The sequence below is a fragment of the Caballeronia sp. GAWG2-1 genome (assembly GCF_023631405.1).
Classification (GTDB): domain Bacteria; phylum Pseudomonadota; class Gammaproteobacteria; order Burkholderiales; family Burkholderiaceae; genus Caballeronia.
The window spans coordinates 478,849-501,065 of record NZ_JALQDD010000006.1; the positions used below are offsets into that span (position 1 = coordinate 478,849).

The following is a 22,217-nucleotide window of genomic DNA, read 5'->3' on the forward strand; positions in this document are numbered from 1 at the left end:
GTGAGCAGGAAACCGGGCGAACGCTCCTCTATCGCAGCGGCAACGGCGCGTCCCGCAGGGCTGGCGGAAACGCCCGCGTGACTCGCCGATGAAAACTTGCCGGAACGATCGGCCAATGTTTAAATGAAGTCTTACGAACGGCCTTCAGGTCGCGTCGTTCAACTGCGCGTCGGGACCATGTCGCGCTGTCATCGAACCTTCTTTCGCACCACGGTCTCACGCTTCGCACGTCGCATACCGGTTCATCACTTCGTGATTTCGGGGAACAGGACACCATGCACAATCCGTCGAAAGCTGACTGCATCGCCATTCTTTCCGCAGCAAGCCGGTTGAGCGAGCCCGACACTTTGCTCGCGCTCGATCCCGGACATCTCGGTTTGTCGCGCAACGCGATGGAAACCGCCGCCGTCTTTCTCACCGAGCGCGGCTGCTTCAGCGGCTATTCCTTCGACGCGGCGGGCGTCGCGGTAGGCGCGCTGTCCTTGCAAGGCCGCTTGCGGCTGGAACAACTCGCCAACGGTTGAAACGCGAAGACTTTCGCGTCCAATCCTAGGACATGCGCGCGGTTCAAGCCGCGCGCATGCGTTCGTCAGAAATGCGCCGAGCCCATGCCGAATAGCCCGATCAGTCCAATCACGATCAGATAGATCGCGACGATGAAGTTCAGCAGTCGCGGCATCACGAGGATGAGAATCCCGGCGATCAGCGACACCAGCGGCCCAAGGCTTACGTGAATGTTCATCGCAGCAACTCCTTTTTGTTGTTGGTTCGAATGGTTGGGTTTAGCCTGTTGCGGTTTGCCCGGTGGCACGGTGGGAGCAAAACTTGCTCGCGCCACGCCAGCCAGACGATGCCGCAGCCGTTCGCGCATCGCCCTCGATAACAAGCATCAGAAGACGATGAGGAGCTTTCATGCACCCGAGCCATCCGTTGCCGGAACGGTTGTCCGCCGTCGCGGCGAGACGCACGTCGCAAGTGCCGCGCCCGCTACAGAATACGCTCACGAGTTCGCTCTTGGCTTCATTCAAGCCGCGTAGGTGGGCCCGGGGTTTCGCGTTGATCCTGTCGATCGCGGCCACGCATGCCGTGGCGCAGACGCCCGCAAGCGCGACGCCGGCCGCGGGCGCCAGTGGCGCTGCGGTTTCATCGGGCGGCGAGGTGCTCGATCTGCTCATCGGCACTTACACGGGCGGCGGCAAGAGCGAAGGCATCTATGTTTATCGCTTCGATACCGGCAATGGCGAACTGACGCGCGTCGCGTCGGCGCAGACGGTGAACCCGTCGTATCTCGTCGTGAGTCGCGATCACAATTACGTGTATGCCGTGAACGAACTGCCCGGCGACAACGGCCCGGCTTCGCAACGCGGCGGCATCAGCGCGTTTCGCTTCGACCGCGCAACCGGCCAGTTGAGCTTTTTGAACCGCGTGTCGGCGGATGGCAACGACCCGTGTTACCTCGCGCTTTCACCGGACGGCAAATATCTGCTGACAGCCAATTACTCGGTGGCGGCCAATCCCGGCGGCAGCTTCGCGGTGTTTCCGATCAACGCCGATGGTCACGTCGGCACCTCCGTGCTGACGGTGCATCACGAAGGCAACGGGCCCGTGAAAGGGCGGCAGGACAACTCGCACGTTCACTCGACCGTGTTCTCGCCCGATGGCAAATATCTCTTCACGCAAGACCTGGGCGTCGACAAGGTGTTCGCGTACCGCTACACGCCCGATGGCAGCCGCGGCCTGTTCGGTCCGACCGATGCGCGTTACACGCCGATCAAGGCTGGTTCGGGCCCACGGCATCTGATTTTCGATGCCGGCGGCAAGCATGCTTATCTCACGACCGAAATGAACGCGTCGGTGCTCGTCTTCAACTATCGCGACGGCAAACTCAGCGAAACGCAGAGCGTGCCGATGACCGCGCCCGGCTTCAAAGGCAAGATCGGCGGCGGCGCGGTGCATCTGTCGCCCGATGGACGCTTTCTGTATGCGACCAATCGTGGCGACGCGAATGAGCTCGTCGCGTTCGCGGTCGATCCGAACAACGGCCATCTCAAGCTCATGAAGCGATATCCGACGCTTGGCAGGACGCCGCGTGAGTTCGCGATCGACCCGAGCGGGCGCTGGCTCATCGTCGGCAATCAGGACAGCGACAGCGCGTTCTTCTTCCGGCGCGATCCGGCATCGGGCGAACTGGCATCGGACCCGAAGCGGCTTTCTATCGGCTCGCCGGTCGATTTCAAGTTCGTCTCGCCGTCTTGAGAAGTTTTGCGCGGTGCGTTGTCGATCGCGGCAATGGTCCGTTCCAGGCTTTCGTCACGTTACCGCGACGCGAAGCCGTCACGGTTTCATCTCTGTGAACGGTCTTCGCGCTTCTCATGCGGCCCGTGCAACCGATGGCAACGGCGGCGTTGTGTTCTTCCGGGTCCGCCACGAGTTCTAGTACGATGCTGCGTCGGCTCGCGCAGCCTGGCATTCGGAACCGAAAGGTATCCTGATGAAATCGAAAGACAACGGAAATTGCAGGGAAAGCAAGATTGAACACGACTTACACTTCCGGCCGCGCCGGGCGTCCTGAACCGGGCCCGCAACCTGACAAGAACGAAGCGGCGCCGCCCGGCTTTATCAGCGCGTTTCGCTTTGCGGGCGGCCAGGCGCTGCGGCTTTCGTGGGACGAAGCGCGCGATGCGATCACGGGCGACGGACCGACGTGGCTCCATCTCTCGGCCAACGACGATACCGTCGAAGGCTGGCTCGAAGGCGTGAGTTCCATGCCCGATGTCGCGCGCGAATTTCTGAACGGCGAGGACAAGCGCCCGCGCGTGCACATGGGACCGAATTTCATGTACGGCGTGGTCGCCGACTTGGAGCTCGTCGCGGCGACGCCCGCGGGCGCGGAGCCGGGCGCACGCGAGGCGATTCGCGCGACTGGCGCGTTGCGCTTTTACGTCGACCGCAACCGCATGATTACGGTGCGCGCGCGTCCCTTGCAGTCGACCGACCGGCTGCGTCATGCCGTGCTCGAAGGCGCGATGTTCCGCGATACCGTCGATCTTTTCGCGGGTTTGATCCGCGCGCTCAACGAGACCTTCGCGGACCGTATCGATGAAATCGGCGACCGTCTCGACGATGTCGAAGAGGGCGTGCTCGAAGGCGGCCATTCGAACTGGCGCGTCGAACTCGGCGTGGTGCGGCGGCGGCTGGTGGAGGTCAAGCGGTTTATCGACCCCGAGCGTAACGCGCTCACGCAACTCGTGACGCGCCGGCTTGAATGGGCCGAACCGCGCTCGATGGAAGCGCTCGTGCAAGCCATTCAGGTGCTCAACGGATTGGGCGGCGGGCTCGAAGGACTTTACGAACGTGCCAAACTCTTGCAGGACGAAATCGCCGCGCTGCTTTCCGAGGACATCAACCGCAAGCTCTTGTGGCTCGCGATCATGTCCGCGTTGTTATTGCCCGCCACGCTCGTGACGGGCATCTTCGGCATGAACGTCGCGGGCTTGCCGGGCACGCACAATCCCGCTTCGTTCTGGGTGGTGGTCGGCGTGATGGCGGGCTGCGCCGCCATCACGATCTTCCTGTTGCGCCGCTTGCGGCTCTGGTAAAAACGCTTAGTCGGCCGGGCCCGGCGGTGCGAGCACTTCGCGATTGCCGTTGCTGCCCATCGAGGAGACGAGCCCGGCCGTTTCCATCTGCTCGACGAGCCGCGCCGCGCGGTTATAGCCAATACGCAGTTGCCGCTGCACCGACGAAATCGAGGCGCGCCGTGTGCGCAACACGAACGCGACGGCTTCGTCGTAGAGCGGGTCGGCTTCGGCCTCGGGCGTTTCGCCGAACAGGTCTGGCGACGCGCCTTCGGACGTCGGCCCGGACAGAATGCCTTCCTCGTATAACGGCTCGCCAAACTGCTTCAAATATTCGACCACGCGATGCACTTCGTCGTCCGCGACGAACGCGCCGTGTATGCGTTGCGGGTAGCCGGTGCCGGGTGGCAGGAACAGCATGTCGCCTGCGCCGAGCAGCGATTCCGCGCCCATCTGATCGAGAATCGTGCGCGAATCGATCTTGGACGACACCTGAAACGCCACGCGCGTCGGAATGTTGGCCTTGATGAGACCCGTGATGACATCGACCGAAGGCCGCTGCGTCGCGAGAATCAGGTGGATGCCGGCCGCGCGCGCCTTCTGCGCAAGACGCGCGATCAATTGTTCGATTTGCTTGCCCGCGACCATCATGAGGTCGGCCAGTTCGTCGATGATCACGACGATGAGCGGCAGCGTCGATAGCGGCTCGGGTGCATCGGGCGTCAGCGAAAATGGATTCGTGAGCTTCTTGCCGGCCGCTTCGGTGGCGCGGATCTTTTGATTGAAGCCCTGCAGATTGCGCACGCCTACCGCCGACATCAGCCGGTAGCGCTTTTCCATTTCGCCGACACACCAGTTGAGCGCGTTCGACGCGAGCTTCATGTCGGTGACGACGGGTGCGAGCAGATGCGGAATGCCTTCGTAAACGGACAGTTCCAGCATCTTCGGGTCGATCATGATGAGGCGCACGTCCTCAGGCGTCGCCTTGTAGAGCAGCGAAAGGATCATTGCGTTGATCGCGACCGACTTGCCGGAGCCCGTCGTGCCCGCGACCAGCATGTGCGGCGCCTTGGCGAGGTCGGTGACGACCGGATTGCCGACGATGTCCTTGCCCATCGCGATGGTGAGATTCGACTTCGATGCGCGGTACACGTCCTGTTCGAGAATCTCGGACAGACGGATCATCTGGCGTTTTGCGTTCGGCAGTTCGAGGCCCATGCAGGTTTTGCCGGGAATCGTTTCGACGACGCGGATCGACGTGAGACCGAGGCCTCGCGATAGATCCTTCATGAGGCCGACGATCTGACTGCCGCGCACGCCGAGCGCCGGGTCCACTTCGAAGCGCGTGATGACGGGGCCAGCGGATGCGCCGACGACCGTGACGGGCACCTTGAATTCCTGCAGCCGTTGTTCGATTAGCTGGCCGGTTTCGGCGAGTTGCTGTTCGGAGACGGGTTCGGCGTCTTCGGATGCGGGTTCGAGCAGGTCGAGCGTGGGCAATTCAACTGCGGATGCGTGCGGCGCGTGGAATTCGAATTCGGTGGGCGCGAAGCCGCGTACCGGCGGGCGCGGGGCGCTTGCTGGCGACGTTGTTGCGGCGGGTGGCGCTTCGGCTTCGGCCTCTTGCAGCGGGACGGCGATGGGGAAGCGCACGATGTTCGATGGCTTTTCCGGCGCGTCGAAGGCTTCCTCGCGCGCGGTCTCGTGGACGGGCGACGTCGAAGCGCTTTGGATCGATTCATCTCGAAGCGACGCGGGCGCGTGCCGCACGGTGCCGTCGCGCGGCAATGCGGGTGCGCTTTGGCCGGTTTCGTCGCCAGGCAACGTGGATGCGCTTCGGAATGTGTCGTCGGGAGGCAATGCGGTCGCGTTTCGCAAGGGATCCGCACCAGACGGGGCGGGCTGATCGCGAGCATCGTCGAATGCGTCCGCGAGCGGCGGCGGCTCGTCCATCGGCAGGAACGACGGCAGAGGAGGTGGCTCGTATCTCGGCGACGATGACGGCTCGTCCAACCACGGCGGTGCAGGCGTTTCAGTGTGACGCGTTGGCTCGACGAAGTCAGGCTCGATGCGCTCCGGCGTGAACTCGCGCTTACTCGTTGGCGTAGCGGACGTTGCGGGCGCTTCCAACGAAGGCGCTGCCGGTGCTTGTGACGCAACGTTGGCTCCCATGCGTGAGAAAACGAGCGTGCTTGCCCCAACGGAGGTGGCATCGTCTGAAATGGCGCTGTCCGCGTTCAGACCGCCGTCGATCAACGTGTCCGCTGGCTTCGGAGAGAAGTCGACAGGTTCCGTACTCGTGGGCGCTCGCGTCACGGCGTCGCTCGCAGATTGCGATGCGACTTGCGAGCCAGACGCTGCGGCCATATCAGCCACCATCGCTTCAGGTTCACGCGCGAGCCCCGTTCCGGCGAGCGACGTCCATAACGCGGCGTTCTCCTCGATAGATCGCAGCGTCGCCTGAACGGACTCGGGCGGCGGAGGTGGTTCGAGCGGCGGAAGTGCCGAACGCGCCAGCGCGTCGGCGGGCGTTGGCAGCGAACGCCCAGCAAAGTCACGCGTGGCCGGTGTTGCGGTCGGACGAGCGGGCGGCGCGCCCCCCACCAGCCCGGGCGAGGTCTGCCCCGCACGACTTTGTGCGGGCATCGGACCGCGTGCATTGCCTCCTGCCGATACTGAAGCGGTGCCGCCCCGGGCCAGTGCAGCCGATGCAGCCGGAGCCGCACCCGCCCGAGAAACATTCCCGCGCGGCTCGACCGCAACCGATGAGGCAGTACTGCGCGACGCAGAAGCCGCAGCCATTCCCGCGGAAGTTCGCGCCGACGCTGTCGTGCCATTCGCGCCTTGTGCCGGCCGCGCCCCCGGCGACACCGAGGCACGCGGCTGCGTGGACGGATTCAACCATCCACCGGGCGCGACCGGCTCGATAGGCATCGGCCGACCGGACGCGCTTTCCGCTTCGAACGAGGATCGGCTGAGACGCACGGCGGCATAGTTGGTCGACGCGGTATTTCTCGCCGACGCCTGATCGCGATTCGCGCCGCTCTTGCCGATCGAAGGCGGACGCCACGCGGTAGGCCGCCGATAGCGTCCGCGTTGCTTGCCGGTCGGCAAACCGAGCGTGGGCTCATCCTGCGGCACGCGCACGGACGAGGCATCGAAACGATCTGCGCCGATGCCGCGCACGGGGATCTCGCGCGTCGTCTTGGTCTTGTCGCGCGCACGACGCTCGAACCAGCCGGATGCATCCCGTCGCCCACGGCGTTCCTTCTTCGGCTGCGGTTCGCGCTCGTTTTTTTCGGGTGGTGTCAGCCAGCTCTTCGGCAAATCGAAGCCGAACGCTTCATCGAACCAGATCAGCACCGAGCGCCACGAGAACTCGACGAGCCACGGCGCGAACATTGCCAGCACGAGGGCCGCAACGGCAATCGCGCCAGCCGGATAAGCCAGATTGACGAGAAGCAAGGCAAGCGCCCGACCACCGCGATTGATATTCGCCTGCGTTTCGACGCCACTTGCAAGCAGGCCTTCGAGCACGCTGCTCGACAGCAATACGCAGAAGAAGCCGACCCACAGCCGGATCGTGCCGGGGCCGCGCAGTCCGCTGCCGCTCGGGAGCACCGATTTCACGATGCGCCAGAGGAGTGGAAGGATCCAGACGACTGATGCACCGAACCAGCCGAGAACTACCATTTGCATGCTAGAGATAGAACCAATGTTGGGTGAGACGTATGAGACAGGACCAGACTCGCTGCCGGCTTCGGACGCATGCGCGTTCAACCAGGCAGTTTAACGGTTGCGGCGTGCGCCGATAGGTATGGCGCAAGCACGCAACACCTCGCGCTTACTTTGGCCGCGGCGCGAACGTGAGCACCTGTCCATCGGCGAGCGTCAGTTGCAACGCTGGCGGCGGGTTCATCTGAACGCCGCTTCTGGCGACATGTGCGAGTCCATCCAAATACGGCTGCTCCAACGCACCGCCCGTGCCGGAGACGCAGGCCATGCGCGTACCGGCGAGCGGGCCGAACGTGAGCTTGCCGTCTTTCAGGTCATAGGCGCCCGCGAAGCGGTTGCAACCGGAAAAGCCGCTCGCGCGCCGATGGCCGCTCGCCGTCGAAAAGTCGAGCGTGATGGGCTGCGCGCCGCCCGCGTCCTGAGGAAGCGCACGCGGCTTGCCGCTTGCATCGGTCCAGCGCGTGAGCTGCCATTGCGTGTCGTCGAGCAATTGCGTGGCGGCGGGATTGTAGGGATCGGTGGGCGGCGCGCTCGTGTCGGGATGCTTGGGGAGCGCGCAGCCGGCGATGAAACCCGTGGCGAGCAACAGCACACCGGCGCGCCGCGATGCACGTGTGAGCCACGCCGGCGCTCCCCGAAAAAGCGGCGACGAAGACGGTGTGCGGATGAAGTGCGTGGGCATCGGGGAGTCCTGAAACTGGCGAAACCGTAAGGGTATCGCACTCGTCCTACGATTTGTCCAGCGCTCGATGCAACAAAATGATCGGCAGCGCTTTCCTCCCGTCGACGATCTCTGAAAAGCACGCGAATGCCTTGCAACTGAGCAGCGATACCGCTTGTCATACTGCTCTTGGCGCCTGTCAATAGACCGAATGGCAGAGCTGTTGCACTAAGCGGTGCGTGTTAACATCCGGGCCATTCTCGCCTCATCGAATGTTCGAGCAACAGGCGCCACCGAATCCGATTTCTGGAGCACTCATGCACACCGACTCGCAACGCGACCCCGCTACCGGCACGAATGCAGCGACCGACGTCGAGCGCCGCATCGGCACGCCGCTTTCGGCGCATGCCACGCGCGTGATGTTGCTCGGCGCGGGCGAGCTCGGCAAGGAAGTGATCATCGCGTTGCAGCGGCTCGGCGTCGAGGTGATCGCGGTGGATCGCTATGCGAACGCGCCGGGGCATCAGGTCGCGCACCGGGCGCATGTCATCGACATGACCGATGCCGTGGCGCTGCGCGCGCTCGTCGAGCAAGAGTCGCCGCATCTGATCGTGCCCGAGATCGAGGCAATCGCCACCGACGCGCTCGCCGACATCGAAGCCGCTGGCATTGCCACCGTGATTCCGACCGCGCGCGCCACGCAATTGACGATGAATCGCGAAGGCATTCGCCGCCTGGCCGCCGAGACGCTCGGCTTGCCGACCTCGCCGTACGCGTTCGCGCAGTCGCTCGAAGAGATGAAGGCGGCGATCGCGAAGATCGGTTTTCCGTGCGTGGTGAAGCCCGTCATGTCGTCCTCGGGCAAGGGACAATCCGTGCTCGGAAGCGACGCGGATGTCGAGCCCGCCTGGAACTACGCGATGGCGGGCGGGCGCGTGAACCACGGGCGCGTGATCGTGGAAGGGTTCATCGACTTCGAGTACGAAATCACGCAACTCACCGTGCGCGCGGCCGACCCCGCGACCGGCGAGACGGCGACCTTTTTCTGCGAGCCTATCGGCCACGTGCAGGTGGCGGGTGACTACGTCGAATCCTGGCAGCCGCAGGCGATGAGCGCCGTCGCGCTCGCCCGCTCGCGCGATGTCGCGGCGAAGGTGACGACCGCGCTCGGCGGACGCGGCCTCTTCGGCGTGGAACTCTTCGTGCGCGGCGATGACGTATGGTTTTCGGAGGTCAGTCCGCGTCCGCACGACACGGGTCTCGTGACGCTCGCCACGCAGCGTTTCTCCGAGTTCGAATTGCACGCGCGCGCCATTCTCGGCTTGCCCGTCGATACCGCGCTGCAAACGCCGGGCGCATCGGCGGTGATCTACGGCGGCCTCGACGAAGCGGGTATCGCCTTCGAAGGCGTGGCCGAAGCGCTTGCGGTGCCGGGCGCGGATCTGCGCCTCTTCGGCAAGCCCGAGAGCTTCGCGAAACGGCGCATGGGCGTCGCGCTCGCTACTGGCGTCGATACCGGCGAAGCGCGTGAGCGCGCGAAGCTGGCGGCGTCGAAAGTAAAGCCCGTATCGAGTCGACCGGGCTGACCATCGCCTGCAAATGGCAGGGAGAAGATAGTGAAGCGAATCATCATGGCCGCGTTGATCGTGGCGTGCGCGGGACTTTCGGGCTGCGGGCTGGCCGCGGCTCCGTGCCGGATCGCGTCAGCGGGTTTGAAGATCGTGCCGGTGGTCGGCCATGTCGCGGCCGCGCCCACGGACGCCTGCGCGGACGTGATCGATCCATGATCTTCGGGCCATCCATCAAGGCTCGCCGAGCCGCTTCCCACGATTTCCGGACTCGATGATGAAACGATCTCTCGTACTTTCGGCCGCGCTTCTTATGGCGTCTTCCGTCGCCACGACCGCGCGCGCGATGCCGCTCACCGTGCCGCAAATCCAGACCGCCTCGACGCAGACCACGCGCTACGACTGCAAGGACGGCAAGAGCGTGTCGGTGCAATACACCAACGCACGCAATCATCAGAGCTTTGCGGCATTGACGGTGGATGGCCGCAAACTGCTGTTCGTCAACGTGATCGCGGGTTCCGGGGCCAAATACGTCGCGGATCAATATACGTGGTGGACCAAGGGACCGCAGGCCAATCTCTATGACGAGATGGCGGCCAAGGACTCGCCGCCGTTGCTGGCCGATTGCGAGGCGCACAACAAGTAAGCGCGGCCCACGTCGTGCGCCTCTGTCGCATGAAGCGCGGAAAGGGGCGGATCGACGCCGGATGCTACAATGTGCGGCTTTCCGGCTAAGATTTTTGCCCTGCAGCGTCGTGGTTCGCATCGGCTCGCGTGGCCTTCCACTTGAGCGTGCGTCGGCCGCCTTGAAGGCGTCATCGAAGCCGTGTTCCATCGCAGCGGGCCTTGTGCCCGAACCTGCGGCGTTCCGCAGGCCGCGACCATCGGCCGAATCTGCGTCAGGCGCTCGTTTTCCTGCCCGGCGCGCTTCAAGTGCATGGCAAGCGCCGCGCACAAATGCTTGCGCGGACAACCCTCCGCGTCACCGAAATACTCACGCGTAATCGACCGAACGCCCGCTTACGCACCGCTTCAAGCGGATTTTTAGCGAAAGCCCAATAGTCACCATGTCAGATTCCGTCGCCACGAACCCGTCCACCGCGCCTACGTTCGATCAGTTCGGCCTGGCCGCCGACATCCTCAAGGCAGTGAGCGAGTCCGGCTATACCACGCCCACGCCGATCCAGGAGCAGGCCATTCCCGTCGTGCTCGCGGGCCGCGATGTGATGGGCGCGGCGCAGACCGGCACGGGCAAGACCGCGAGTTTTTCGCTGCCGATCATCCAGCGTCTTTTGCCGATGGCCAATACGAGCGCCTCGCCCGCCCGCCATCCCGTGCGCGCGCTGATGCTTACGCCCACGCGCGAACTTGCCGATCAGGTCGCCGCCAACGTGCAGACCTACTCGAAGCACACTGCGCTGCGCAGCACGGTGGTGTTCGGCGGCGTCGACATGAATCCGCAGTCGGATGCGTTGCGCCGTGGCGTGGAGATTCTCATCGCGACGCCGGGACGTCTGCTCGATCACGTTCAGCAGAAGACGCTCAATCTCGGCCAGGTGCAGATGCTCGTCCTCGACGAAGCCGACCGCATGCTCGACATGGGCTTTCTGCCGGACCTGCAGCGCATTCTGAATCTGCTGCCTAAGGAGCGTCAGACGCTGCTGTTTTCGGCGACGTTCTCGCCTGAAATCAAGAAGCTCGCGGCAACTTACTTGCGCAACCCGCAGACCATCGAAGTCGCGCGCAGCAACTCCACCGCGACCAACGTGCGGCAGATCGTCTTCGAAGTGCACGAGAGCGACAAGTCGGGCGCCGTCGCGCAACTGATCCGCCAGCGCGGATTAAAGCAGGTCATCGTGTTCTGCAACAGCAAGATCGGTGCGAGCCGGTTGGCGCGCGTGCTGGAACGTGATGGCATCGTCGCCACCGCGATTCACGGCGACCGTACGCAAGGCGAGCGCATGCAGGCGCTCGACGCGTTCAAGCGCGGCGAGATCGAAGCACTCGTCGCAACCGACGTGGCCGCGCGCGGGCTCGACATCGCCGAATTGCCGGCGGTCATCAACTTCGACTTGCCGTTCAGCGCGGAAGATTACGTGCACCGTATCGGTCGCACGGGGCGCGCGGGTGCGTCGGGCGACGCGTTGTCGCTGTGCAGCGCGAACGAACGCAAGCAGCTTGCCGACATCGAAAAGCTGATCAAGCGTCCGCTCGAAGTGATGACGCTCGAAGTAACGACGCCGGTGCGTCGTGAAGGCGCGCGGCGCGACGAGCGGCCGGTCCGCCCGGAGCGCAGCGAACATCGGCATGGCGCGCGGGAAGAAGCGGGTCCGCGCCGGCGCACGTCGGGGTCGTCGTATGATCGGCCGCGCGGGCGTCAGCAGCCGGTGGACGAATTCTTCCTCAAGCCTTACGAGCCCTCGCCCTCGGCGGTGAAGCGGCATGAGGAAAGCGTCGAGCCGGAGCGCAAGAGCGCGCCGAAGCAGCCGTTGGCCGCGTTGCTTGGCGGGTTGGGTGCGTTGCGTAAGTCGACTTGAGTTGGCGCGTGAAGCTCTAAGAAACGGTGGTCTCTGCGACTGCCGTTGAACCGTTGGGAACGGTACGTGTGGGATGAAAAGGGCAACCGGTTAGGTTGCTTTTTTTTGTGCCGCTCCTTGACCACTTAAAGGCCGCAGCCAACGTTCTGAGGCGACAACAGACCCAATCTCGTACCGCACTCGTCAGTCGAACGCTTACGCGGCGCGAGCGATTCGCCCCTCAGAAGCGAACGCATGCCGCTAAGTAATCCCGAACCGACGCGCCCACTGCGCGGTAGCATCCGCATACAACGACTCGAGCGAACCGGCGGCGGCCACTTCGATACTCAAATGCCGCGCCGCCTGCACCAACGCATCCAGCGGCGCGTCACGACCAAGCGGCGCCGCGCCCGTCTGCTTGCTGAGTTTTTCGCCCGCATCGTTGCTGACGACAGACACATGCAGATACGACGGCGTCGGCACATCGAGACATCGCTGAAGATAAATCTGCCGCGCGGTCGAATCCAACAGGTCTGCGCCGCGCACGACATGCGTAATGCCGGCTGAAGCGTCGTCGACGACGACAGCCAGTTGATACGCCCACAGCCCATCCGCACGCTTCAAGGCAAAATCGCCGACTTCGGCCGCAAGATCTTGCGTCTGTTTTCCCTGCCAGCGATCCACGAAACCGACGCGCGCCGCGTCGCCATCCGGCACGCGCAGTCGCCACGCGCGCGCGGGACGGCCATGCAAGCCGCTTCGACAAGTACCGGGATAAGCGAGCGTCGCGTGACGAGCATGCGCATGAACGAGCGAGTCGGCGATCTCGCGTCGCGTGCAGCCGCAGGGATAAACGAAGCCGGCGGCAAGCAAGCGCTCGAATGCATCTTGATAAGCCGCGTCGCGTTGACTTTGCCAGACCGGCGGTTCGTCCGAATGCATGCCGAAATGCGCGAGCGTTGCGAGAATCTCGTCGGCCGCGCCAGCCACCGTACGCGGTGCATCGACATCTTCTATTCGCACGATCCAGCTACCGCGATGCGCCCGCGCATCGAGAAGACTAGCAAGCGCGCTGACGAGCGACCCCGCGTGCAGCGGCCCGGTGGGCGAGGGCGCGAAGCGGCCACGGTAAGTCATCGATAAGGCTCGTTCAAGGTTCAGGCGGCCTTCGCATCCGGATGACACGCCGGGCACGTGGCGCCCGGCACGTACAACGGCGACTGCTGATCTTCCACGCTGACCACCGCGCGGCAGCCGAAGCATTGCGAAGTGGAGGTCTGCTGCAGGTTCGGATCGAGCGCCGTGCGGTAGTCGAACACGAAACATTCGCCCGAGTAATGCGCGCCGCCCACTTCCTCGAAATACTTGAGGATGCCGCCCTCGAGTTGATAGACGTGATCGATGCCCACTTCCTTCATGTGAATCGCAGCCTTCTCGCAACGAATTCCGCCCGTGCAGAACGACACCACCGTCTTGCCTTCCAGATCGGCACGGTTTTGTTCGATCACCTCGGGAAACTCGCTGAATTTCGTGATGCGGTAGTCGAGAGCGTGGTCGAACGTGCCGACGTCCACTTCGAAGGCATTGCGCGTGTCGAGCATGACGACCGGACGGCCTTCGTCGTCATGACCACGGTCGAGCCAGGCCTTGAGCGTCACCGGATCGACGGCGGGCGCGCGGCCGAGTTCGGGCTTGATCGCGGGCTTCTTCATGGTGATGATCTCGCGCTTGAGTTTCACCAGCATGCGGCGAAACGGTTGCTTTGCGGAGAGGCTTTCCTTGAATTGCAGATCGGCGAAGCGGTCGCCGAAGAGCGCGTCGCCCCGAACGTAATCGATGAACTCGCGCACCTCCGCGACCGGCCCCGCGATGAAGAGGTTGATGCCTTCCGGCGCGAGCAGAATCGTTCCCTTCAGGCCAAGCGCGTTGCAGCGTTCGGTGACGAGCGGGCGCCACGCGGCGCTGTTGTCGATGGAAACGAATTTGTAGGCGGAGAGGTTCAGAATGCTCATGATCGGATAACGGGGCAAAGCCGGTAAAAAGGGCGGCAAAAAGCGGATGCTGGGACGCCGCGCAACTCCGTATTATCCCGCAAATGGCGCAGGTCTTTTCGCAGGCGCGGGCCGCCGCGTTCGCGCCGTTTGCGCCAGCGCAATTTCGAGAATCGCCGAGGGCTTGTCCGTTCGGCTAACGCGCGCCCCTTAGCCGTTTTCGCGATGGGCCGCATGTACAATATCGTCATGTCAGATCCCCGCTTCGTTCATCTTCGCGTCCACTCCGAGTTCTCGATTGCCGACGGCATCGTGCGGCTGGACGACGTCGTCAAATCCGCCGCGAAAGACGGTCAGGGCGCACTCGCGCTGACCGATCTCGCCAACGCGTTCGGCCTCGTGCGCTTCTACAAGGAAGCGCGCAGCAAGGGCATCAAACCCATTGCCGGCTGCGATGTCTGGATCACCAATCCCGCCGATCGCGACAAGCCTTCGCGGCTGATCCTGCTCGTGCGCGACAAGACCGGCTATCTCAACCTGTGCGAACTGTTGAGCCGCGCGTGGCTGACGAATCAATATCGCGGGCGCGCGGAAGTGCTCGTCGAATGGCTCGAAGAAGGGCTGGCTGAAGGTCTGCTCGCCATTTCCGGCGCGCAGCAGGGCGACATCGGCATGGCGTTCGCGGCGGGCAACGCGGCAAGCGCGCAACGCAACGCCGAACGCTGGTCGGCGCTCTTTCCGAACGCGTTCTACATCGAACTGCAGCGCGCCGGTCAGCCGGGCGAACAGGCTTATTTTCAGGAGGCCGTCGCGCTCGCCGCAAAGCTCGGGTTGCCTGTGGTCGCCACGCATCCGCTGCAATTCATGACGCCCGACGACTACACCGCGCACGAAGCGCGCGTGTGCATTTCGGAAGGCGATATCCTCGCCAATCCGCGTCGTCAGAAGCGCTTCACGACCGAGCAGTATTTCCGCACGCAAGAAGAAATGTGCGCGCTTTTCGCGGATATTCCTTCCGCGCTCGCCAACACGGTTCAAATTGCGAAGCGCTGTAATCTCACGCTCGAACTCGGCAAGCCCAAACTGCCGCTTTTCCCCACGCCGGATGGCCTTACGCTCGACGACTACCTCGTGCAGTTGTCGAAGGAAGGCCTCGAGGTGCGGCTCGCGCAGCTCTATCCCGATGAAGCCGAACGCGAGGCACAGCGCGAGACTTATTACGCTCGGCTCGAATTCGAGTGCGGCACGATCATCAAGATGGGCTTTCCGGGCTACTTCCTGATCGTCGCCGACTTCATCATGTGGGCGAAGAACAATGGCGTGCCGGTGGGTCCCGGCCGCGGTTCGGGCGCGGGCTCGCTCGTCGCTTATGCGCTCGGCATTACCGATCTCGACCCGCTGCGCTACAACCTGCTGTTCGAACGCTTCCTGAATCCCGAACGCGTGTCGATGCCCGACTTCGACATCGACTTCTGTCAGGAAGGGCGCGACCGCGTCATTCAGTACGTGAAGCAGAAATATGGCGCGGACGCGGTTTCGCAGATCGCCACCTTCGGCACCATGGCGGCGAAGGCGGCGGTGCGCGACATCGGCCGCGTGCTCGATCTCGGCTACATGTTCACCGACGGCGTCGCCAAGCTCATCCCGTTCAAGCCGGGCAAGCACGTGACCATCGCGGACGCGATGAAGGAAGAGCCGACCCTGCAGGAGCGCTTCGACAACGAAGACGAAGTGCATCAATTGCTCGAACTCGCGCAGCGCGTGGAAGGGCTCACGCGTAACGTCGGCATGCACGCGGGCGGCGTGCTGATCGCGCCGGGCAAGCTCACCGATTTCTGTCCGCTCTACACGCAGGGCGAAGACGGCGGCGTGGTCAGTCAGTACGACAAGGACGACGTGGAAGCCGTCGGTCTGGTCAAGTTCGACTTTTTGGGCCTGACCACGCTCACCATCCTGGACTGGGCCGAGCGCTATATTCGCCGGCTCGATCCCTCGAAGAAAGACTGGAATCTTTCGCAGGTTCCGCTCGACGACCCCTCTTCGTTTTCTATCCTCAAGAAAGCGAATACCGTCGCCGTGTTCCAGCTGGAAAGCCGCGGCATGCAGGGCATGCTGAAGGACGCGCAGCCGGACCGCTTCGAGGACATCATCGCGCTGGTGGCGCTGTATCGTCCGGGCCCGATGGACCTGATTCCGAGCTTCTGCGCGCGTAAGCACGGGCGCGAGATCGTCGAGTATCCGGACCCGCGCGTCGAGCCCGTCCTGAAGGAGACCTACGGCATCATGGTCTATCAGGAGCAGGTGATGCAGATGGCGCAGATCATCGGCGGCTATTCGCTCGGCGGCGCGGACTTGCTGCGTCGCGCGATGGGCAAGAAGAAGCCCGAGGAGATGGCCGTGCATCGCGAGTTGTTCCGCGAAGGCGCGGCGAAGAACGGCCTCACCGCGCAGAAGGCGGACGACACCTTCGACCTCATGGAGAAATTCGCGGGCTACGGCTTCAACAAGTCGCACGCGGCGGCTTACGCGTTGCTCGCTTATCACACGGCGTGGCTGAAGGCGCACCATCCGGCGGAATTCATGGCGGCCAATATGTCGCTCGCCATGGACGACACCGACAAGGTCAAGATTCTCTTCGAGGACTGCATCGGCAATGGCATGGCCGTGCTGCCGCCGAACATCAACCAGTCGGCGTATCGCTTCGAACCGGTCGCCGAAGCGGACGGCAAGCGCTCGAAGACCATTCGCTACGGTCTGGGCGCGGTGAAGGGCAGCGGCCAGAACGCAATCGAGGAAATCCTGCGTGCGCGTGAAGACGGGCCGTTTGCGGATCTCTTCGACTTCTGCGAGCGGATCGACCGGCGCGTCGTGAATCGCCGCACGGTCGAAGCGCTGATCCGCGCGGGCGCGTTCGACTGCCTGCACGAGAACCGCGCGCAACTGCTGGCCTCCGTGCCGCTCGCCATGGAAGCCGCCGATCAGGCCGCCGCCAACGCCATGCAAGGCGGTCTCTTCGACATGGGCGACGCGCCGCTCGAAAAGCATCGGCTCGTCGATGAACCCATGTGGTCCGACAAGAAGCGCTTGCAGGAAGAAAAAACCGCGCTCGGTTTCTATCTGTCTGGCCATCTCTTCGACGCCTACAAAGGTGAAGTGCGCCGCTTCGTGCGTCAGAAAATCGGCGAACTGAAGGAAGGGCGCGACAAGCTCGTCGCGGGCGTGATCTCGACCACGCGCACGCAAATGACCCAGCGCGGCAAGATGCTGATCGTCAATCTCGACGACGGCACCGGCCAGTGCGAAGTCACCGTGTTCAACGAGCAGTTCGAAGCCAACAAGGCGCTGTTCAAGGAAGACGAGTTGCTCGTGGTGCAAGGTCAGGCGCGTAACGACGCCTTCACCGGCGGCATTCGCTTTACCGTCGATACCGCGATGGACCTCGAACGCGCGCGCAGCCGCTACGCGCAGTCGGTAAAGGTCGAGATGAACGGCAACGCGGATTCCTTGCGTCTGCGCCGCGTGCTCGAAGCGCATGCGGCGGGTGCGGAAGCGCCGGCGGCCGTGGCGCCGCCCGCGCGCGAAAACGGCAGGCAGCGCCAGTCCGCACCCATCCCGAACGGCTTGAACGTGAGCATCGTTTATCGCAGCGAGCATGCGGAAGGCGAAGTGCGGCTCGGCGATGCCTGGCGCGTCAAGCCCACCGACGAACTCATCACCGCGCTGCGCGGCGAGTTCGCGGGCAGCGCAATCGAAATCGTCTACTGATGCGCATCGGCATCTCGGCGAACGCGCTTAAACTGAGCGGCGGGCTCGAACGCTACGCCATGGACCTGGTGCGCGGTCTTGCCGCCGCCGGCCTCGAGGGCCGCCAAAAGCCTGCGTTCTTTGCCCGCAAGATCGACTCGTCGTTGCCGGAGAGCAAGCTCGTCGAGGCGCATCGCATCAAGGTGTCGTTTCTGCCGGGCAAGCTGCGCGACGTGTATTTTTCGTGGGCGCTCAAGCGCGCGCGCAATAAGGCCAGGGTCGACGTGCTGATCGGCTGCAATCGCGTGGAAGGCTCGGAGATTGCCATCTGCGGAGGCACGCATATCGGCTTTCTGCGCGCAACCGGGCGTCGCGAAAAGCGGTCGGATACGCGGCAGATCGCGCTCGAACGCAGGCAGTATCGGGACGCGCGCGTGATCGTCGCGCACTCGGACATGATGCGCAACGAGCTTCGCGGGCTTTACGGCATCGACGAACGGAAGATTCGCGTGCTTTATCCGCCCGTGGATGGCGCGCGTTTCGCCTTAGCCGATGAAACCTCGCGCGCCCGTCTGCGCGAACGGTTCGGTTTCAAGGAAGACGAAATCGTGCTGCTCTTTCCTTCGAGCAGTCACGAGCGCAAGGGTTTGCCGCTGATCGAGAAGGCGCTCGGCGGCGCGGGCTTGCCGATCGTGATCGCCGTCGCCGGGCGCGCGCCCGAGAAGAGCGCGCCGAACGTGCGCTATATCGGCTACGCTAAAAATATCGAGGACGCTTATCGCGCGGCGGACTTCACCATTCTCGCGTCGAGCTACGAGCCGTTTGGGCTCGTGGGCATCGAATCGGTCATGTGCGGCACGCCGGTGATCTTTCCGGCCTGCATCGGCTGTGGCGATGCCATCGACGAAAGCGCCAAGCACGTTTTCAAATCTGGCGATGCGGACGACCTGCGGCGCGTCGTCGCTGCGGCAATTGCTTCGCGACGCCGCGTATCGGGCAATGCCGTTCGTTATGACGCGAGCGTCGCGTCGCATGTGAATGCGCTGCTGGCGCTGGCGGAAGAAATCAGCGGCGGTCGTTGAAGCCGCTGAGCCAAGCCGTGGCGCCTATCGTCTCTCGTTCAGATGCTCGAGCTTCAAGAACCGGTAATACACCGTATGCGCATTGAAGAGCGCGATCATGAAGCCCGTGCGCCCATCGAGAAAACCGCGGCGCAGAAAATACGTTCGCAAAAAAGCCCACGTGCCGCGTGTTAGCGCAACCCCGAAACCGCCGCGCTTGCCTGCCGCATGACGCTGCACGGCGCCCGCGGTCGAATAAGCGTCCAGCTTGCGCAGCACGGTCTCGAAGTCTTCGTAGGAGTAGTGCATCAGCCGGCCATTGAGCCTGATCGCGGGCTCGTTCGTGGAAAGCACCAGACGCTCGTGCACGAGATCCGACGAGAAGCGCGCCGCGCCCCGCTTGAACAGCCGGGGAATCCAGTCCGGATACCAGCCGCTGTATCTCACCCACGTTCCGCAAAAACTCGATAACCGGTCGACCGAATAGACATCCGCTTGCGGGCGAGCGATGGCGGCTCGAATCGATGCGGCGAGTTCGGGCGTCACGACTTCGTCGGCATCGATAGACAAGACCCAGTCGGTGGCGAGCGCATCCAGCGCGCGATTCTTCTGCGGCCCGAAGCCGGGCCAGTCGCGCGCTTCGATCACGCGCGCGCGATGTGCCTGGGCGATACCCACGGTGGCGTCGGTGCTGCCGCCATCGACGATGACGATGTCATCCGCGAACGAAACCGAGTCGAGACATTGCGCGAGCCGCGCGGCCGCGTTGTAGGTGATGATGGCGATGCCAAGCGTTGGCGATTTCATGTTGCCCGAGTCCGGCCTCTGATTCTTGTCGTGGTCACGTTCGATTGGAAAAGCCTAGCCGCGCAAATGCCATTTCACGAAGAAGAACGGCGAAAGCAGCCACGGGCACGTCGCATACACGAACATCTTGATGCGAAATCCCGGACTGACTTCATTCGATCCAGCCAGCAACGCGACCTTGCGCGCCAACGACGCGTCGCCGAACACGGCGCTCACGTAGCGCTCGCGCGCCGACTTTCGCGCCAGCATCGCGCGCATCCGAGCGCCGACGCCGACCTTGTCCGCGTCGCTTTCGAGCTGACGCGTCTCGCCCGATCCGTTGATATTCGCTAGCTTGATACGCGCGACGAATTCCGCCGGCGTGCGCCATTTGCGCTTGCTCGACAGCCCGCCGCGCCGGTACAGCACGAGCGGTTCGTGCAGCGTATGCGCGCCGTGACTCATGATCGCGCGAAACGCCATGATCTGGTCTTCGCCGTAGATGCCGGGCGCGATCGGCCCGAACTCCTCGAAGAGACGCCGCGCCCACGCATGCGCCGCGCCGACCAGATGAGGCCGCCGTTCCATCCAGTCGTCGAAGCTGCGATAGTCGTCGAGGTCCGTTACGCGCAGGATGTCGTGCGTATTGCCTTCGGCATCGAGGTCTTGCAGGTCGGTCGCGATGAGGTCGTGGCGCTTGCCGCTTGCGAGCCACACTTCCATGACGCGCGTGACGCGTTCCGGTCGCGAGATATCGTCGCCCGCCGCGATAAAAAGCATCTCGCCCGATGCGCGCGCCGCGAGCGCACTGAGATGCGCGCTGATACCCGTGTTCTTCTCGTTTCGATACAGCCGCACCGTATGCGGCCCGCGATATTCGCGCACGCAGCGCTCGGCGACGGCGTAAGTGGCGTCGGAGGAGGCATCGTCGGAAATGAGGATTTCCAGCGGCGACCAGGTTTGCGCGAGCGCCCCGGCAATCGCGTCGGCAACGGTTTCCTGCTGATTGAAGGTAATGAGCAAGAGACTCGCGAGCGGCGCGTTCTGCTCTGGCTGTGATATTCCTGACATGTACGATTCTGAGTGCTTCGGAGGCCCGGCGCGTCTTGGCCACGGCGTTGCGCGCTCGCGGAGAGCGAATCTCATGCCAGACGGCAGCGGCTATAATAACCCGCGATTTGGGGATAGGCGACCGGGCCGGCCGGTCAATCCCGCTTAAGGTTCATCGATTTGGAAAAAACTCTGCGCTACATGATCGCCAGCATGGTCTTGCTGGCGCCCGCAAGCACACTCGTCGTGCGAGGAGGGACGGGCTACTGCTTCTTCGTGTTGCTTGCCATCGCGCTCTTCGCGGGGTTCAGCAAGCCGTTTCGTCTGAGGCTCGGTCTGCTCGTCAACGCGTTCCCGCTCTATACGGTGGCCATGCTGTGCTTCATGGTTTATCTGCCGTTGCAGCAAGCCATCGAAGGTTATTATCTGCCGCGCGAATTCGACGGCATGTCGCGCTTCGCACTCGCGTTGCCGATTTTCCTGCTGCTCGTCAACGTGCCGATTCGGCAACTGAAGGCGCTCGGCTGGGGCTGCGCGCTCGGTGCCATCGGCGCGGGTTTCTGGGCCGTGGACAGCGCCATCCACATGACGGTGACGGAACTCGATCGCCTCGGCAACGATTTCACCAATCCGATTCCCTACGGAAATACCGCGCTCCTGCTCGGCTTTCTTTCGGTGATGTCGATCCGCTGGGATCGTTATCCGAACGTGCTGGCGAAGCGCCTCGGCATTGCACTGAAGCTGCTCGGACTGGTGGGCGGCATTTACGCGTCGTATCTGTCGGGCACGCGCGGCGGCTGGCTTGCCATTCCGCTCTTTCTCGTACTGTGCCTGCTCAATTTCGGCTGGATCAAACACCCTCGTCACTGGCTGACCGCGCTCGGCGTCGCCGTTCTGGCGATGGCGCTCTTGCTCGCCTCGCCGATCGGCCGTGAACGTGTGCAGGCGACGCGCTCCGACATCGCGCGCCTGTCGCACGGCGCGGCGGCGGACAGTTCGCTCGGCGCGCGGCTGCAGTTGTGGACCGCGTCGATTCATCTGTTCGAGGCGAATCCGGTCTTCGGCGTCGGCAAGGGACATCTGAAGAATTCGCTCAAGGGCATGGCCGATGCCGGCGAGGTATCGCCGCTCGTCGTCAATCAACGCGCGCACAGCGAGTTTTTCTCGACGATCGCGGAATTGGGCGCGTCGGGCGTGGTCTGTCTTGCGTTGCTGTATTTCGGGCCGCTCGTGTATTTCCTGCGCTACCGGAAGTCGCCGCATCCCGATGTGTCGACGGCGGCGTATTGCGGGATCGCGGTCTCGGGGTCGGTTATCATCTTCGGACTGAGTATCGATGTATTCACGGTCGTGATGAGCACGTCGCTCATCGCGCTCTTCTGGGCCGTGCTGCTTGCGGTCATCACGCACGACGCGCGCGAGCCGCTTGGCAAGCCGGGGCGCTGACCGATCGGCTGAATTCGGGCCGGCCGGTTTCATTCTCCGGCTGACGAGAAATCACAAAAGTAACCAACGAGCGCCGCGGGA

General features: G+C 63.6%; 17 protein-coding genes. 10 read left to right on the top strand and 7 right to left on the bottom strand.

Annotated features, from left to right (window positions below; genetic code table 11):
- The first annotated feature begins 275 nt into the window (after positions 1-275).
- A complete protein-coding gene (locus tag NCR98_RS04625) occupies positions 276-524 on the top strand; it encodes a hypothetical protein (protein ID WP_250464178.1) in 249 nt (82 codons plus the stop codon).
- 65 nt (positions 525-589) lie between these two features.
- On the opposite strand, the gene NCR98_RS04630 is transcribed toward NCR98_RS04625, so the two are convergent.
- The gene (locus NCR98_RS04630) at positions 590-742 is read right to left on the bottom strand and encodes a DUF3096 domain-containing protein (RefSeq protein ID WP_244827516.1); all 153 of its coding nucleotides are present in this window, start codon (positions 740-742) and stop codon (positions 590-592) included.
- A gap of 170 nt (positions 743-912) precedes the next feature.
- On the opposite strand from NCR98_RS04630, the gene NCR98_RS04635 reads away from it, so the two are divergent.
- Positions 913-2,256 (top strand): lactonase family protein, encoded by a 1,344-nt coding sequence (locus NCR98_RS04635; protein ID WP_502799712.1) that lies wholly within the window; start codon positions 913-915, stop codon positions 2,254-2,256.
- 275 nt (positions 2,257-2,531) lie between these two features.
- Positions 2,532-3,599 (top strand): transporter, encoded by a 1,068-nt coding sequence (locus NCR98_RS04640; RefSeq protein ID WP_244827518.1) that lies wholly within the window; start codon positions 2,532-2,534, stop codon positions 3,597-3,599.
- A 6-nt stretch (positions 3,600-3,605) separates the two neighbouring features.
- Here the strand turns inward: NCR98_RS04640 and NCR98_RS04645 are convergent, their stop codons facing one another.
- Entirely contained in the window at positions 3,606-7,277 is a 3,672-nt protein-coding gene (locus NCR98_RS04645) for a DNA translocase FtsK (RefSeq protein WP_250525610.1), read from the bottom strand.
- Positions 7,278-7,422: 145 nt separating this feature from the next.
- Complete coding sequence (locus NCR98_RS04650; protein ID WP_250525611.1) at positions 7,423-7,995, bottom strand: META domain-containing protein; 573 nt, start codon at positions 7,993-7,995, stop codon at positions 7,423-7,425.
- A 296-nt stretch (positions 7,996-8,291) separates the two neighbouring features.
- Here NCR98_RS04650 and purT point away from each other — a divergent pair, with 296 nt between their 5' ends.
- The 4 genes from purT (at position 8,292) to NCR98_RS04670 (ending at position 12,079) form a co-directional block, all read left to right on the top strand.
- Positions 8,292-9,560 carry a formate-dependent phosphoribosylglycinamide formyltransferase gene (purT, locus tag NCR98_RS04655; RefSeq protein ID WP_244827520.1) on the top strand — a complete coding sequence of 423 codons (1,269 nt, stop codon included), beginning with the start codon at positions 8,292-8,294 and terminating at the stop codon, positions 9,558-9,560.
- 45 nt (positions 9,561-9,605) lie between these two features.
- On the top strand, positions 9,606-9,761 hold the full coding sequence (locus NCR98_RS04660; protein WP_309845184.1) for a DUF6726 family protein: 156 nt from the start codon (positions 9,606-9,608) through the stop codon (positions 9,759-9,761).
- A gap of 94 nt (positions 9,762-9,855) precedes the next feature.
- A complete protein-coding gene (locus NCR98_RS04665; RefSeq protein WP_502799713.1) occupies positions 9,856-10,188 on the top strand; it encodes an MliC family protein in 333 nt (110 codons plus the stop codon).
- 421 nt (positions 10,189-10,609) lie between these two features.
- Positions 10,610-12,079, top strand: a complete 1,470-nt coding sequence (locus NCR98_RS04670) for a DEAD/DEAH box helicase (protein ID WP_244827521.1) — start codon at positions 10,610-10,612, stop codon at positions 12,077-12,079.
- A 240-nt stretch (positions 12,080-12,319) separates the two neighbouring features.
- Here the strand turns inward: NCR98_RS04670 and gluQRS are convergent, their stop codons facing one another.
- Both gluQRS and NCR98_RS04680 read right to left on the bottom strand, forming a co-directional pair.
- Positions 12,320-13,195 carry a tRNA glutamyl-Q(34) synthetase GluQRS gene (gene gluQRS / locus NCR98_RS04675; RefSeq protein ID WP_250525612.1) on the bottom strand — a complete coding sequence of 292 codons (876 nt, stop codon included), beginning with the start codon at positions 13,193-13,195 and terminating at the stop codon, positions 12,320-12,322.
- Between the two features lie 20 nt (positions 13,196-13,215).
- A complete protein-coding gene (locus NCR98_RS04680) occupies positions 13,216-14,070 on the bottom strand; it encodes a sulfurtransferase (RefSeq protein ID WP_250525613.1) in 855 nt (284 codons plus the stop codon).
- 213 nt (positions 14,071-14,283) lie between these two features.
- Here NCR98_RS04680 and dnaE point away from each other — a divergent pair, with 213 nt between their 5' ends.
- Positions 14,284-17,814: a DNA polymerase III subunit alpha gene (dnaE, locus tag NCR98_RS04685; RefSeq protein WP_502799714.1), complete on the top strand. Its 3,531-nt coding sequence runs from the start codon at positions 14,284-14,286 to the stop codon at positions 17,812-17,814.
- Complete coding sequence (locus NCR98_RS04690; RefSeq protein WP_250525615.1) at positions 17,814-18,875, top strand: glycosyltransferase family 4 protein; 1,062 nt, start codon at positions 17,814-17,816, stop codon at positions 18,873-18,875. The genes dnaE and NCR98_RS04690 overlap by 1 nt, the downstream gene beginning before the upstream one ends.
- 24 nt (positions 18,876-18,899) lie before the next feature.
- Here NCR98_RS04690 and NCR98_RS04695 read toward each other — a convergent pair whose 3' ends face one another.
- Both NCR98_RS04695 and NCR98_RS04700 read right to left on the bottom strand, forming a co-directional pair.
- A complete protein-coding gene (locus NCR98_RS04695; RefSeq protein WP_250525616.1) occupies positions 18,900-19,661 on the bottom strand; it encodes a glycosyltransferase family 2 protein in 762 nt (253 codons plus the stop codon).
- 54 nt (positions 19,662-19,715) lie between these two features.
- The gene (locus NCR98_RS04700; RefSeq protein ID WP_250525617.1) at positions 19,716-20,711 is read right to left on the bottom strand and encodes a glycosyltransferase family 2 protein; all 996 of its coding nucleotides are present in this window, start codon (positions 20,709-20,711) and stop codon (positions 19,716-19,718) included.
- A 159-nt stretch (positions 20,712-20,870) separates the two neighbouring features.
- On the opposite strand from NCR98_RS04700, the gene NCR98_RS04705 reads away from it, so the two are divergent.
- Positions 20,871-22,136 carry an O-antigen ligase family protein gene (locus tag NCR98_RS04705; protein ID WP_250525618.1) on the top strand — a complete coding sequence of 422 codons (1,266 nt, stop codon included), beginning with the start codon at positions 20,871-20,873 and terminating at the stop codon, positions 22,134-22,136.
- Positions 22,137-22,217: the final 81 nt, after the last annotated feature.

Bases quoted from the DNA above. Each gene is read 5' to 3' on its own strand.
- NCR98_RS04680 (WP_250525613.1), bottom strand. From the start codon at position 14,070: ATGAGCATTCTGAACCTCTCCGCCTACAAATTCGTTTCCATCGACAAC.
- NCR98_RS04700 (WP_250525617.1), bottom strand. From the start codon at position 20,711: ATGTCAGGAATATCACAGCCAGAGCAGAACGCGCCGCTCGCGAGTCTC.
- NCR98_RS04660 (WP_309845184.1), top strand. From the start codon at position 9,606: ATGGCCGCGTTGATCGTGGCGTGCGCGGGACTTTCGGGCTGCGGGCTG.
- NCR98_RS04635 (WP_502799712.1), top strand. From the start codon at position 913: ATGCACCCGAGCCATCCGTTGCCGGAACGGTTGTCCGCCGTCGCGGCG.
- purT (WP_244827520.1), top strand. From the start codon at position 8,292: ATGCACACCGACTCGCAACGCGACCCCGCTACCGGCACGAATGCAGCG.
- gluQRS (WP_250525612.1), bottom strand. From the start codon at position 13,195: ATGACTTACCGTGGCCGCTTCGCGCCCTCGCCCACCGGGCCGCTGCAC.
- NCR98_RS04690 (WP_250525615.1), top strand. From the start codon at position 17,814: ATGCGCATCGGCATCTCGGCGAACGCGCTTAAACTGAGCGGCGGGCTC.
- NCR98_RS04665 (WP_502799713.1), top strand. From the start codon at position 9,856: ATGGCGTCTTCCGTCGCCACGACCGCGCGCGCGATGCCGCTCACCGTG.
- NCR98_RS04630 (WP_244827516.1), bottom strand. From the start codon at position 742: ATGAACATTCACGTAAGCCTTGGGCCGCTGGTGTCGCTGATCGCCGGG.
- NCR98_RS04650 (WP_250525611.1), bottom strand. From the start codon at position 7,995: ATGCCCACGCACTTCATCCGCACACCGTCTTCGTCGCCGCTTTTTCGG.
- NCR98_RS04625 (WP_250464178.1), top strand. From the start codon at position 276: ATGCACAATCCGTCGAAAGCTGACTGCATCGCCATTCTTTCCGCAGCA.
- NCR98_RS04670 (WP_244827521.1), top strand. From the start codon at position 10,610: ATGTCAGATTCCGTCGCCACGAACCCGTCCACCGCGCCTACGTTCGAT.
- NCR98_RS04695 (WP_250525616.1), bottom strand. From the start codon at position 19,661: ATGAAATCGCCAACGCTTGGCATCGCCATCATCACCTACAACGCGGCC.
- dnaE (WP_502799714.1), top strand. From the start codon at position 14,284: ATGTACAATATCGTCATGTCAGATCCCCGCTTCGTTCATCTTCGCGTC.
- NCR98_RS04645 (WP_250525610.1), bottom strand. From the start codon at position 7,277: ATGCAAATGGTAGTTCTCGGCTGGTTCGGTGCATCAGTCGTCTGGATC.